Here is a 13,749-nt window from a genome sequence, read left to right as displayed (position 1 = left end):
TACAGACCACTCTTGCCAAGTTGGCGAGCATTATTCCGACTCCGATGGGACTAAATGATTCCCCAAACGGTCCAGGACAAGTCTCTACCTAAGTCAAAATGGACCAACGAACGCTGATCCCCGTAGCGCGCGATTATCTAGTAGGCCGCGTTACAACGCATCAGGGGCAACAAAGTATTTATCGCGAAAAACGCCTGTTTTCAGTCGAAAAGCCTTAAAAAGATGTTTCAAGCGCTTTCAGGTCTGTAACAGGAAGGTTACCGGGCCATCGTTGACCAGGTGCACCTGCATATCCGCGCCGAATCTACCTGATGCCACAGTGCCATGCACCTGTTTCGCCTTCCCTAATAGATAGTCGAAAAGTTCCTCGCCCAAGGCCGGAGGGGCAGCGGTCGAAAACCCCGGACGCAACCCGCTCCTGGTATCGGCGGCCAGGGTGAACTGTGAGACCAGCAGCAACCCACCGCCTACCTCCGCCAAGGACAGATTCATCTTGCCCTCGGCGTCACTGAACACACGATAGTTAAGCAGCTTATGCAGAAGTTTGTCGGCGCTGGCCCGGGTATCCTCAGGCTCTACCGCGACCAACACCAGCAAACCCTGATCGACGGCACCCACCACTTCCCCCGCTACCTCGACTCGCGCACCACGCACGCGTTGCAGCAGGCCCTTCATGCTTCTTCAGGGGCCAGGTCGAGCAGACGCCGGGCCATCTGATCGGCGGCGCGAACCAGTGCGTCCGTAATGCCTGGCTCGGAGGCGGCATGGCCGGCGTCACGGATCACCTGCAATTCACTGTTCGGCCAGTTTTGATGCAGTTCCCAGGCGTTATCCAACGGGCAGATCACGTCGTAACGGCCATGGACGATCACACCGGGCAAATGAGCGATCTTGCCCATGTTGCGGATCAGCTGGTTAGGCTCAAGGAACGCATTGTTGGTGAAGTAGTGACATTCGATACGGGCAATCGACAGCGCGCGCTGAGGCTCGGAGAAGCGATCGACCACCAGCGGGTTCGGGCGCAGGGTGGCGGTCCGGCCTTCCCACGTGGACCAGGCTTTGGCCGCATGCATCTGGGCGATCTGATCGTTGCCGGTCAGGCGTTTGTGGAAAGCCGAGAGCAAGTCGTCGCGCTCGTCCAGCGGGATGGGCGCGATGTAGTCCTGCCAGTAATCGGGAAACAGACGGCTGGCGCCCGCCTGGTAGAACCACTCGATTTCCTGCGGACGGCAGAGAAATATCCCGCGCAGAATCAGACCGTGCACACGCTCCGGGTGAGTTTGCGCGTAGGCAAGCGCCAGGGTCGACCCCCACGAACCGCCGAACAACACCCATTTATCGATGCCAAGGTGCTGGCGAATCCGCTCAAGGTCGGCGACCAGATCCCAGGTAGTGTTGTTTTCCAGGTTCGCGTGGGGCGTGGAACGACCGCAACCGCGCTGATCGAAGGTCACAATGCGATACAGGTTTGGATCGAAATACCGACGGCTCTGGGCATCACACCCGGCGCCGGGGCCGCCGTGGATGAACACTACCGGCAAACCTTTCGGTGAACCGCTTTCGTCGACATACAGCGTGTGGGTTTCATCGACGGCCAGATCGTGCCGGGCGTGGGGTTTGATCTGCGGGTACAAAGTCTGCATTGCGCGCTCCGTAAGGGGTCGAGGTCATCCCTGGGGGGACTTCTATTATTCTGCCGTCCGGCATCATAAACCCGAATTACGCCAATGAGCATGCCTTGCAGAGTCAGAGTTTTTCAGCCGGTTTTTTCAGACTCGTTCTTGTCAACATTTCGGTAGTTAAACACCGCTAGACAGCGTTTGTTTAAAACGCCTCAAGGTTACTTCCTGCAAGCTACAACACCTTGCGTCGTTGCCTACGGCTACGCCAGAATCCGCCGGCTTGTGCGCCTTGGGGCTACTCGGTAACTTGATTCGTGTCACTGCCCATCAGTGATCGGGTTTAGTAGCCCGTTGTTGCCAAGTCGCACGATGTCTCTATCAGTCAGGTATCCCATTCCTGCACTTGATGGCGGCTGTGCGCAGGGCGCCCTCGGGCGCGCCGATTTCTTGGCTCGTCGGTCTACTAACCTGTGCACAGCTGCCTCCCTTTCGTTTAGTAGCGAACGGGTTGCGGCCTCACTCTTAGAGGTTAGAGCCAATGTTCAAGGTAACTCCAAACCCGCCGGACACCGACCCGGTCTCCCCCTATGTAAGCCCCGATTCAAACAAACTCAACGAAGCCGCCGAGCGCGCCCTCGACCATCACTTCCCGCCAGCCGACCCCAAACCACCAAAAACGCAACGGCCAGCTCTTCAGCGTCTGCCCGGGCATCAACCCTGAAACCCTTCTCGCCAATGCCTCGGAAGATTTGCTGTCCATCAGCGCCATCGCCGCCAACCTCGCCGACGATGTGGACGGTTCCCGCCGCTCCGTAGCCTTGGCGCTCAGCCGCATGGCTGACGGCGTGCATTTGTTGGTGGAGCGAACGCTGGATCATCTGGATGAACCCGAGATGGCGGCGATTTTCGCCAAGCAACAAAATCGAGTCAGCTGATTCGTCAGGCATAAAAAAATGGGCACCCAACCTCGTTGGCGTGCCCATTTTTTATCCCGCTCACTCGCTACGGGGGAAGTCGGTGCGTGTTACGGACAGCTCATGCGCGACGTTTGTCCGTCGGATTCAAGCGCTGAACCTCGGCAAAGATCTCAGTAATCGGGCGTCGCGGTTGGCGTTTGTGCAGGGCGCGGACCTGTGCGCTCAGGCGCAGCAGTTCTTCGCTCGGCTTCGCCCATTGTTCCTTCGGTAATGGCTCGGACCATTGGCGCATCGCTTCGGGTAAGGCGTGCGGGGCCATTTTCTGAAGTCGGCGGACTTCCCATTCGGTCAGGTGGTTGGGAATCGTCCACAGCGTCATCACGTGGTACAGGTACCAGAAAAAGCCGGACACCCGACCGCGCTGACCATCGCGGATTTGTTGGTGCATGCGCGCACGGGCGTTGCGGAAGGTGTGCAGGCCTTCGTGGGGTGGATCGTCGGGGCCTTGCAGGTCTTGCGGGTCCTGGATGGATTTGAGGTCGTGGATTTCGTATTCCATGTAACCGCGAATGGCTTCCCAGTGGCTGATGGCCAGCGAAAGACCGAAGCAGGGAAATTCGACGCTGGTCAGCGTGTCGCCGTGCTGGAAGCCGATGCCCATGCCGTATTGGCGGTGGATGCCGTATTGGGTGGCGCCTTGGGCTTCGATGACCCAGGCGGAGAGGGATTCCCAGGGGACGAAGACGGGTTCGGTGGCGTCTTCGGGCATGAAGCAGACTTCGCGGCGTTGGCGGTTGAAGCGGGTGGGGATGATTTTGAGGCGTTTTTTGTGGTTGTGGTGCCAGACGCCGAGGCCGATGAGTAGGGTCCAAAAGCCAGTTTGTATGGCTATCGGGTAGGACGCATGGAAGATCCCTTGTATGGCATGAGAAATATCGTCCCAACCCATCCCGAATAAAAAAAACATGAAGCCGCCAATCAGGGGAAACAGGAATGCAATCATAAATGCGCCGCTGAATGGCCCGCCCAATGTTATCTGCCACATAAAGACTTGAGGCGATCCCACCCCGAAGTCCATGTACACGTCATTTAATTCCCCGATGTGAGGACCATGCGGCGGCAGCGGCGTCGGCAATGGCAACGGCGCGAGATAGGTGATTCTCCCACTGGGAAACGGTTCGACATCGCCGGCTTTGCGGGATTGCTCAAGGTGCGGGGAAGGCAGAGGCATTTCAATCTTGGTGGGCATGGTCGGCCAGCTCCAGCAGATGGGTTTCAACCAGCAACAACGGTGGATGCTCGGTAACGGATTGACGGGGCAACGAAGGGAAATGGCCCTTACTGCGCGGGTTGAGGTGAATAACGTCAGTCAACGATTCCCACACCCCCTTGGCGTTCAAGGTCTGGATGCAGACGGCCAGCTCCAGTGTTTCGGACATCGGAGCAAATACATTGAAAAAACAACTCATGCGCGACGTTTGTCGGTCGGATTCGTGCGCTGTACCTCGGCAAAAATCTCGGTGATCGGTCGGCGCGGCTGACGTTTGTGCAGGGAGCGAACGTGCGCGCTCAGGCGCAGCAGTTCTTCGCTCGGCTTCGCCCATTGTCCCTTCGGAAGCGGTTCCGACCATTGGCGCATCGCCTCGGGCAACGCCTGTTGGCCCATTTTCTGGAGACGGCGGATTTCCCATTCGGTCAGGTGGTTGGGAATCGTCCACAGGGTCATGACGTGGTACAGGTACCAGAAGAAGCCGGACACTCGACCACGTTGGCCGTCGCGGATTTGCTGATGCATACGCGCGCGGGCGTTGCGGAAGGTGTGCAGGCCTTCGTGGGGTGGATCGTCGGGGCCTTGCAGGTCTAGCGGGTCCTGAATGGATTTGAGATCGTGGATTTCGTATTCCATGTAACCGCGGATGGCTTCCCAGTGGCTGATGGCCAGGGAGAGGCCGAAGCAGGGGAATTCGACGCTGGTCAGGGTCTCGCCGTGCTGGAAGCCGATGCCCATGCCGTATTGGCGGTGGATGCCGTACTGGGTGGCGCCTTGGGCTTCGATGACCCAGGCCGAGAGGGATTCCCAGGGGACGAAGAGCGGTTCGGTGGCGTCTTCGGGCATGAAGCAGACTTCGCGGCGTTGGCGGTTGAAGCGGGTGGGGATGATGGCGGCGCGTTTGTTGTGGTTATGGTTCCAGACGCCGAGGCCGATGAGCAGGGTTAAACAACTGGTTTGGATTCCGAGCTCAGAAGCGGGAAGGAAAACATCCTCCGCAAATTCCCAGGAATACAGCCAGTCATATCCCAAAACGAGACCGAAAAAAAAACTAAACAATGGGAACAAAAAAACAAACATGCAAGCCAGCGTGAACGGGCCTCCCAGTGTCATTTTCCACATAAATACTTGGGGAGATCCCACCCCGAAATCCATAAACACCTCATTTAACTCACCGATATGCGGACCATGCGGTGGCAACGCTGTCGGCAATGGTAGAGGCGCAAGGTAAGTGATCCTCCCACTGGGAAACGGCTGCACATCTCCCGCTTTTCGGGGTTGTTCCAGGTGCGGTGCAGGCATCGGCTTATCAAGGTTGTGCGGCATGGTCGGCCAGCTCCAGCAGATGGGTTTCAACCAGCAACAACGGTGGATGCTCGGTAACGGATGGAGGGGCCAACGCCGGAAAGCGGCCGTCACCCCAAGGGTTCAGGCGAATGACCCGAATGTGAGAAACCCACGCGCCGTTGGCGTTCAAGGTTTGGATACAGACCGCCAGCTCCAGCGTTTCGGAGGCAGGGGTAAATTCGGCATCAGGATCCGATGGATATTGCAGGCATAACACCAGCCGGTCAGGTCCTGCTTGCACGATGCGCAGGCTGTTTGCGACTTCTTCACTGATGACGTCCTTGCGCTCGCGCCGTACACCACGACTGTGGAGAGGAACGGAAAGACGGTGGGCGCCGATCCCCAGGCGATGAGCCGGTTGACCGCTCAGGGGCGGCTGAAAATCATTGAGCTTGAGCCCTGGCAGCACCAGATGGATGTCTTTGGGCTTGGACTTTAACAGTAGGTCTTTCAGCCAGGAGTCATGCTTGTTCGGACCCAGTTGTGCATACGAGGCGTGAAGCAAATAGGCCAGATAGCGTTGGTATTCATCCAGGGTATGGTCGCCGCGATGATCGGTGTCCAGACTCCATGGCGTGGTTTTCAGCCACTTATCGTGGGCGCTGAGGTTGTAACGGTTGAACAGCCAGGTGCCACCCAGTTCCAGCACGGTGAACAGGGCTCCCGCGAGGTTGAAGCGGAAGAATACGGTGGAGAGGCGTGTGCCCGCCGCGGCCCAGGCGGCGGTCCTTGCGGCAGTGTTTTTTGCCATCAGCACGGTGGATCCCGCGTGTAAGGTATGACCAAAGCCATAGGCATTGACGGTCGTCATGCCGGCTGCCCCTGCCGTGGCGAGCGCTGCACTACTCTGAGCTGCGCTATTTCCGCTTCGCGTCGCTTGTTGCCAATTTTTGTGTTGGGTATTGAGGCTGGTCATTGAAGATGCGAGACCAAAGCCGTAGGTAAAGATACCCAAACCGACATGCATTTTCCCCATCTGCACATGCACATTTAGTAACGCATGGCGTTGAAGTCCTGCAACAAGTTCGCTGCTACGTGATTTAAGGGCTGTATCCAAAAGGCTTTGTGCCGCTGTGAATCCAGCAGATCCAGTGGCAGCCGCCGCCGCAAGCAATGGGCCTATAGCTCTCTCGTTTCTAGACTGTTTGAAAGTCTCCTTGAACACTCCCACCAAATTCACCCCCTGCACCAAAAACACCAACAACCCCATCCCCTCGCTCCGAATCAACTTCGCATTCGGCACACTCTGAACCCCCAGCCGAATATCCTTCAACAAACTCCGCACCTCCAACTGCTGCGCCGGCGGAAACACCACCGTCACCCCCGCCCGAGCCTGCGTTGCGCCGTACAGGCGCGCCGACTGATCCGGCAACTCCGCAATCGGGCTCAGCGCCCCAGCCAACCGGCCTTCAAGTAGCGTCAACTGCCCGCGTACTCGCACGATCTCGCCCTGCAACTCCACCGCCCGTGGCGTCTTGTGCCCCGCCCGGTTTTTGTTGTGGGTGAGCTGGTTGCGTTCGCGGGTCAGGGTTTTCAGGTAGTCGCGCTCCCTGAGCAGTTCCTTGAGGTTGGTTTGCAGCGCCGCATGTTCCGCCGGGCTGGCGACAGTAAAGGTCACGCCGGTGGTTTTTGCCGCATCGAGTATCCGCCCCGACAAGGCTTTGGGCAGACGACTGAACAGCTCGTCTAGGTCGGGGATTTTCTCTGCCGACAGGTCGAACCCTTCCAGCGCCCGGCTCAGGCCCAGGTTCAGCGCCGGGCTGAGGCTGTGCTGGGCCGCGTCCGCGACAGCGCGGGTATGCTCGGGCAGGTCGTCGAGGGCTGGCAGGTGCGCTTGTTCGATTTTCTGCAGCTCGCCCAACCAGTGCGGCAGGTTGTTGAACACCCCCATGCCGGCGTTGAACAACGTGGCGTATTGCGCGGCCCGTTCTGGCTGAAGACGCAGGGGCAAGGTGTAGAACAGTGGCCGGGTCAGTTCGGGGTGTTTCTCCAGATAACCGAGGAGGGTTTCGCTGGCGTGGTCACTGCGGCAGATGTCCTTGAGGCAGGCGTATTCGGCGGTGAAGGCCTGGTGGAGTTGCTGTTGATCCTGCGCGTCGTAGTACCAGGCCGAACGATGGTAGCGACCGGCACATACCATCATCGTACGGTCAGCGGTGATGCGTTCGAGCAAGCGGTTCCAGCGGCCAAGGTCGTCGCGATGCTGAAACAGCGCCGCGTCCATGGCGGGGCGGTCGATGAAATCGTTGACCCCGCGTTTGCCACTGAAGCTGGAACCTTCGAGCACATCGATGATGCGTTTGTTTTGCTCTTGGCCGAGTTTTATCAAGGTATCGAGGTGACGTTCGACGAAATCGTCGGGGGCAACCTTGAAATGTTGGCGAGCGTAGTAACGGCGGTCTGCCTCGTCACTGGCGCGGCTGTGGGCGGTGAAGTCGGGTGCGGCGCCCTGGTACTTGGCGAATTTGAACGCTTCGGCATGGGCTTCTTTGCGCAACTGCTCCAGTTCCGGTGGCACCGGTACGCCCGTAGGCTCGACCTTGCCGCCCTTGTTCAGGTAGTCGAGCAAGGCTTTGCGGGTGTGTTCCCGATCCGGTTCGGGCAACTGTTCCAGATCGCCAAAAAGCACCTGGACCGACGGATCGTTGCTGGCCTCGGCCAGGTTGCCGATATCCGCAGGACTGAGCTGGCTCAGGGACTCGATAAAACAGGCCAACAGGTAATCGCGTTCGTTATGGTCGGCATTGCTCCAGTCGTCGACCCAGCCGACCACGGTGTCCTGATATTCGGCCAGATCACGCAATACGCCGAGGTCGTCGTGGACCACGAGAAACAGGGTGTCGTCCTGATAAGCCGGGCGCACCCGCCCGAGAAACTCGCCAATGTGCGCCTCGCGAAAGCGCCGAGGCTGTTCCCACAGATACGGTTCACGTTCGTGCGCGGGGGCATCGCTGACGTGCACCGGCGGCAATAGAACGGCGTCCGGTGGCGACTCGGTTTCCTGTTCAGCGCGGTCTTGCGCGGCGTGGGCCTGCTGGACCGGTACCGTAGCGATCTCCGCCAGCCACTGCTTGCCTTGCGCGACCGTCAGCAAGTTCGCGCCACCGGTTTGGCAATGCACCGGGCCGAGGTCGACGGCCTGCATGAAGTGTTCGCGTTCGTTGGAGCTGTCGAGCACTTGCGTGCATTTGACCGCCGTCCACTGCACTTCGGCGAAGCTCACATGCAGGGTGCTGCGTCTTGAAAACACCAGTGCAGGACGCTCTTCGATGGGCGTGCGCTGATCGTCGGCAACCTTGGCGCCCTTGTGCAGCAAGGCGCTGACCAGTCCGTTAAGTACTTGATACTCGTGCAGATGGCCGGTCACGCTGTCGATGACGTACAACCAGCCATCGCGCAGCATGCGAATGCCCAGCGGGCGGGTCGTCAGGGTATACGGCAGCTTCAGTTCGGCACTCGGGTCGAGGGGCTTTTCCACCAGCCCATAACACAAGGGCAACAACTGCACGTGGGTTTGGCGCAAGGGGCAGGCACCCAGAGAGCCGATGGGAGATTTGGACGCGGCGGCCGCCGCGAGGTCGGCAGGGTGTGGCTTGTTCATGGACGACCTCGTTCATTTGCCCATTGGCGGGCCAGGTCAGCGGCCAGTACGATGCGCTCGCCGATGGGTTGCAGGGAGGGGTTATGCAGCAATCGATTGATTTCGGGATGCTGGCCTAGGGGAGATCCGTCCAGCCGGGCCATGACATTGGCGTAATAGAGCAGCCCGGACGGGGCATCCAGGCCCAGGGCGCTGGCTTCGGCCTCCAGTTGTTCGAGCATTGGCCAACGTTCAGACACGCTTTCGCCGCGAAGGAGTTCGGGGAAGTGCCTGAGCAGATGAGCGTCGAGTTCGAGCAATACGCGACGCCGATCAGCATGGTCCAGCGCCGAATTCTGTTCTGCGCTCAGGCGATAGGGCGTTAGCAATTCAGGGCACTCGGCCAGCCGGGGTTGGTGCTGTTGCCAATTAACCTCGACACCGTCGGCGGTTACCACACAGGACAGAGGCCCAAACAATCGCTGATCGCCGCTGCCAAACAGTGCCTGCGCCACTGCCGCATCGGCCAGGCGCAGGACCACCGGCAGACCTTCGGGCAATTCAACGGTCAGCAGTTTGCGTAAGTGTTGGGCGACGTCATGCGCAGGAGCGGTGCTGAACAGCATCACGCCCCACTCTTCGTGCGCCTGTTGCAGATAGAACTGAAAAATCGGTTCGTCAGGTTGTTCGATCGCCACCAGCAGCGGTGAGATATCCCGCAGCGCAGTGAACGGCGCACAGTCATACAGCGCAACGGAGCTCGCACCGGGGTCCAGTTGTTTCAAGCGCTCCGGCAAATTGCTCAAGGTCGCGCCGTCCAGCAACAGGAAAGCCTGTTGCTCGCTCCAGGGCAGGTTTTCAGGCAGAGAGGTCGAGAGGTTCATGCTTGGGCGGCCTCACAAATCAGGCAGCGCGAGGCGCGGGTTGAAATCAACGCATGGCGTTGCTGGACCGCATCGAACGTCACTTTCAGCAGGGGCAAGGCTCCCGGCATCAGAGGCTCGGCTGGTAGACCCACGGTCGGGGCGCCGCCCACTAGAATCGGTACGCTGCTGAAAATGCCTTCCGGCCCCAGCGTCAGCCAGTGACCGCCAGCCTGGACTGACAGGCGCGCTCCGCCATCGATGACGACTTGCTGCCCGGCGCCCAGGTGAATTTGGTGGGTGGCATTGAGCAGGTGATTGGTGGTTCGGACGTGGCGGTCGCCGTGAACCAACAGATGATCGTCCTGTTTGAGTTCCGTCAGGCGGTTGCCGTGGGTCAGGTGCTGTTCTTCGCCACGCAGGTCATGGCTGGCGATACCGCCGACCACCACGGTGCGTTGGTTATCGACTTGAATGCGTTCATCATTGAGCACGAGTTGGACGAAATCGCGCTGGGCACGCAGGGCAATTTCCTCGGTGCCTTGTCTGTCCTCGATGCGCAACTCGTTGTAGCCGCCACCACCGGGGCTGCTCTGGCTACGGAAAATGCTGCGGGTGTGCTCAGCCGGCAGATCCAGTGGCACGGGGGTTGAGGCGTTGGGCATACAGCCAAGGACGAAGGGTTTGTCGGGGTCGCCGTCGGTGAATCCCACCAGCACTTCCATGCCGACCCGCGGGATCAGCACGCCGCCATAGCGGTCATGGGCCCAACCGGTAGCGACCCGAAGCCAGCAGCTCGATTGTTCGTTGTGCTGACCCTCTCGGTCCCACGGCAGTTGAACCTTGACCCGACCGTATTCGTCGCAGTAGATCTCTTCGCCGTGCGGGCCTGTGACGATGGCATGCTGGTTGCCCGTTATTCGCGGCTTGGCGTGTTCAAGAGCCGGCCTGAATAGGACGTCCCAAGGTGTCGCGATGAAGTGGTTACGGTAGCCCTGACTGAAACCGTCCTGCGGACTGGCATCGGTGATCGACTCCTCAAGCACTTGGGGTTGCAGGCCAACATGTTCGACTTCAGTCAGAAGCCACAGGCCATTCCAGTCAGCGCGTGGGTGTTCGGTCATCTCGACAAAATGGCCGCTGCGCATGGCGCTCTGATCGCTGCGCCCGTCGGCTTGCTGGTAATCGGCGCGGTGGCGTTCGAGTGCCCGATTGGTCAGATGTTTACCGCGTTCACGATGGGTGAACTGGCCTGGAAAGGCGTAGTCCTCAAGGTGCGGCAGCAGCGGACTTTTAGTCTCGCTGTCGAGCTGCAGGCGCGGTTTCTCGAAGTCGTAATCACGACGGCTGACGTGGGTCGGGCGGGTTTCCAGTCGCAGCTTGAAACGGTCAATCACCGGCGCTTCGGCGACCATGCCACTGCCTGGCCTGTACGCGGTTGACTGGGAGGGTTGCGAGAAACTGGTTTGATCGTCGCCGAACACCAACAAATGCCCATCGGTGCTGTGTTCGAAATGAAAGTGCAGACCTTCTTCCTCGCACAACCTTTGCAGGAAATGCAGATCAGCCTCGTACTGCACGCAATAGAGCCGTGGCCGGTACTCGGCGCTCAGTTGGAAGCGCCAGGCATCGGACTGCATGCCTTGGTCTTTCAGTACTTTTGCAATGATTTGCGGCACGCTCAGGTGTTGAAAAATACGCTGGTTATGGCAGTGGGTGAGGTAGGCGAGTTGGGGCACCAGGGTCATCTGATATCGGGTCAGGCGTTTGCCTGAATCGCCTTGGGCGACGCCATAGATCTGCCCGTGAAGGCCGGAGTTGTCAGGACCGAAGCGCAGAAAAGCCGGGCGATGCAGCAGAGACTCGAGGTCCAGGTTGGGGCGTTCGCTGACCAGTTCGAGTTTGACTTCGTAAGGTTGGTTGAGCCTTTCCTTGGCGCGAAATTCGAGGACCTGAAGGTCGTGGGGAAAACCTTCAATGTCGAGTTTGAAATCGACCTGCTTGGCATCGCTGAGCATCCACATGTCCCTGTGTCTATTTGTAGGCACGGGACTTTGCGTGGATCTACCAATTCGCGCAGTCAGACGAATCGATATTTAGCGTAGGACGCTTCCGTTAAGCCGAATGGTTGTCGAATATCGTTTTCAAATAGCCGAGCAGCGTTTCATAGAGTGCGTCGACCTCGGCGACCTGCCCCCGAGCCCGCAGACAGCCGTGCACCAACCCTTCGCCGTAATAAAGCGTCGCTGCCACGCCTGCTGCGTTCAGTCGCTCGGCGTAGAGCACGCCGTCATCGCGCAGCGGGTCGAACTGAGCCACGGCGATCAAGGCCGGCGGCAAACCACTGAAATCCTCGGCGAGCAACGGCATCGCATAGGCACCTGGCTGTCGGGTGCCGCGCAAGTACAGGGCGTGATAACACTCCAGATCGCTGCTGCTGAGCAAGGGTGCGTCGATGCATTCACTGCGCGATGGCAATCGCTGATCACCGCCCAGCCCCGGATAAATCAGGACCTGCGCAGCCGGCAATGGCTCGCCCGCATCGCGCAACGCCAGACACAACGCAGCAGCAAGGTTGCCACCGGCGCTGTCCCCGGCCACCAGCGTTCGCTCGGGATCGAGCCGCAATGGCCCGGTCCGTAGCGCGCGCCAGACACCCAGACAGTCCTCGAACGCCGCCGGAAACGGATGTTCCGGCGCCAACCGATAATCGACGGCGATCATCAGCACACCGAGCGTCGACGCCAGTTCGGCGCAGATGAAGTCGTGGGAATCCAGGTCGCCCACCACCCAACCGCCGCCGTGCAGATACACGATGCACGGGCAACCTCTGGTCAGTGGCGAAACCGGCGGTTGATACGACCGCACCGGCACGCCTGCCAATTCAAAGTCGACCACATAAAGCCCGGCGGGACGCGGCGGGGTAAACGCCCGGCACATCCCGCTGTAGGCCTGACGCAAACCGGTGAGGCTGCTGTCGGTGCTGTTGAAGCTGACGGTTTTCTCGACGAACGCCGTCATCTGTTCGGATAAAGGATACGCCGCCATCAAGGTTTCAAACTGGCCTGAACGGTTGCCACGCCTTCCTTGCCATCGAAACTGCTGACACCCGCCAGCCAGCGCTGAAGATCTTGCGGATGGTCGCGTAGCCATTGTTTGGCAACGTCCTGAGGTGTTTTGCGCGCCATGATCGGCACCATCAACTGGCTTTCCTGGGCGGCGGTGAAGGTCAGGTTCTCCAGCAAACGATTCACGTTCGGACAGCGCTGGGCGTAGTCCGGGGCGGTCACCGTGGAGACGGTTGCGGCGCCCTCGTTCGGGCCGTAAACGTCTTCGCTGCCGGTCAGGTAGGCGATCTTCATGTTGATGTTCATCGGGTGCGGGGTCCAGCCGACGAACACCACGAATTCCTTGCGATTCACCGCCCGCTGAACGGCGGCAAGCATGCCCGCCTCGCCTGACTCGATCAGTTTGAAATCCTTCAAGCCAAATTGATTGGTCTCGATCATGGTCTTGATGGTGGTGTTGGCGCCGCTGCCCGGCTCGATGCCGTAGATCTTGCCGCCGAGTTGATCCTTGAATCTGGCGAGGTCGGCGAAGGTTTTCAGGCCGGCGGCGGCCACGTAGTCAGGCACGGCGAGCGTTGCCTGGGCGTCGGCCAGGCTCGGTTTGTCCATGACCTTCACTTGATTGGCGGCCACGAACGGGGCGATGTTTTTGTCCATCGCCGGTTTCCAGTAACCGAGGAAGATATCGAGGCGTTTGTCGCGGATGCCGGCGAAGATGATTTGCTGCACGGCGCTGGTTTGCTTGCTTTCGTAGCCGAGGCCATTGAGCAGTACGTCAGCCATGCCACTGGTGGCGATCACGTCGGTCCAGTTGACCACGCCCATGCGCACAGCCTTGCAGGAAGCGTCGTCACTGGCCAGTACGCTGGTGCTCAGGAGAGCAGTGCCGCAGAGGATTGAGAGACAGCAGGTAAACAGTCTTTTCATTGGGAGGATCTCGTGCGGCAGATTATTGTGAGGACCGGTGTCTTCATGCACCGTGCCCAGCACATTACGCAGCGTCGAGAGGGTAAAAGCGAACTGTAGCGACCGTGTTTTGCACGGTGGCGACTGTCAGGAAAGCGCTTTCAAAGTGAACGCAA

The 13,749-nt window shown here is 59.5% G+C and carries 10 protein-coding genes and 1 pseudogene; 1 reads left to right on the top strand and 10 read right to left on the bottom strand.

The features are described 5' to 3' along the window. Positions 1-237 precede the first annotated feature (237 nt). Both dtd and pip read right to left on the bottom strand, forming a co-directional pair. Positions 238-675: a D-aminoacyl-tRNA deacylase gene (dtd, locus tag ACYZT7_RS02765; protein WP_461967920.1), complete on the bottom strand. Its 438-nt coding sequence runs from the start codon at positions 673-675 to the stop codon at positions 238-240. Then, positions 672-1,643, bottom strand: a complete 972-nt coding sequence (gene pip / locus ACYZT7_RS02760) for a prolyl aminopeptidase (protein ID WP_462039849.1) — start codon at positions 1,641-1,643, stop codon at positions 672-674. The genes dtd and pip overlap by 4 nt, the downstream gene beginning before the upstream one ends. A gap of 517 nt (positions 1,644-2,160) precedes the next feature. On the opposite strand from pip, the pseudogene ACYZT7_RS02755 reads away from it, so the two are divergent. Further along, positions 2,161-2,557, top strand: a pseudogene (locus ACYZT7_RS02755) (DUF6124 family protein). Between the two features lie 100 nt (positions 2,558-2,657). Here the strand turns inward: ACYZT7_RS02755 and ACYZT7_RS02750 are convergent. The 8 genes from ACYZT7_RS02750 to ACYZT7_RS02715 form a co-directional block, all read right to left on the bottom strand. Further along, positions 2,658-3,788, bottom strand: a complete 1,131-nt coding sequence (locus tag ACYZT7_RS02750) for a hypothetical protein (protein ID WP_462039848.1) — start codon at positions 3,786-3,788, stop codon at positions 2,658-2,660. Next, positions 3,772-3,978, bottom strand: coding sequence for a hypothetical protein (locus tag ACYZT7_RS02745; RefSeq protein ID WP_462032202.1), 207 nt, complete (start codon positions 3,976-3,978; stop codon positions 3,772-3,774). The genes ACYZT7_RS02750 and ACYZT7_RS02745 overlap by 17 nt, the downstream gene beginning before the upstream one ends. 26 nt (positions 3,979-4,004) lie before the next feature. Continuing rightward, complete coding sequence (locus tag ACYZT7_RS02740) at positions 4,005-5,135, bottom strand: hypothetical protein (protein ID WP_462039847.1); 1,131 nt, start codon at positions 5,133-5,135, stop codon at positions 4,005-4,007. Next, on the bottom strand, positions 5,119-8,757 hold the full coding sequence (locus ACYZT7_RS02735) for a toxin VasX (protein WP_462039846.1): 3,639 nt from the start codon (positions 8,755-8,757) through the stop codon (positions 5,119-5,121). The genes ACYZT7_RS02740 and ACYZT7_RS02735 overlap by 17 nt, the downstream gene beginning before the upstream one ends. Then, a complete protein-coding gene (locus ACYZT7_RS02730) occupies positions 8,754-9,620 on the bottom strand; it encodes a DUF4123 domain-containing protein (protein WP_462038961.1) in 867 nt (288 codons plus the stop codon). The genes ACYZT7_RS02735 and ACYZT7_RS02730 overlap by 4 nt, the downstream gene beginning before the upstream one ends. After that, positions 9,617-11,617: a type VI secretion system Vgr family protein gene (locus ACYZT7_RS02725; protein ID WP_462041730.1), complete on the bottom strand. Its 2,001-nt coding sequence runs from the start codon at positions 11,615-11,617 to the stop codon at positions 9,617-9,619. The genes ACYZT7_RS02730 and ACYZT7_RS02725 overlap by 4 nt, the downstream gene beginning before the upstream one ends. A 97-nt stretch (positions 11,618-11,714) precedes the next feature. Continuing rightward, positions 11,715-12,647 carry an alpha/beta hydrolase gene (locus ACYZT7_RS02720; protein WP_462039845.1) on the bottom strand — a complete coding sequence of 311 codons (933 nt, stop codon included), beginning with the start codon at positions 12,645-12,647 and terminating at the stop codon, positions 11,715-11,717. After that, a complete protein-coding gene (locus tag ACYZT7_RS02715) occupies positions 12,647-13,594 on the bottom strand; it encodes a choline ABC transporter substrate-binding protein (protein WP_462039844.1) in 948 nt (315 codons plus the stop codon). Before ACYZT7_RS02715 ends, ACYZT7_RS02720 begins: the two co-directional genes overlap by 1 nt. Positions 13,595-13,749: the final 155 nt, after the last annotated feature.

It is taken from the genome of Pseudomonas sp. RT4P38 (assembly GCF_054897765.1).
Note: the sequence above shows the minus strand (reverse complement) of the source record. Positions and strands in the feature narration are given on the sequence as shown.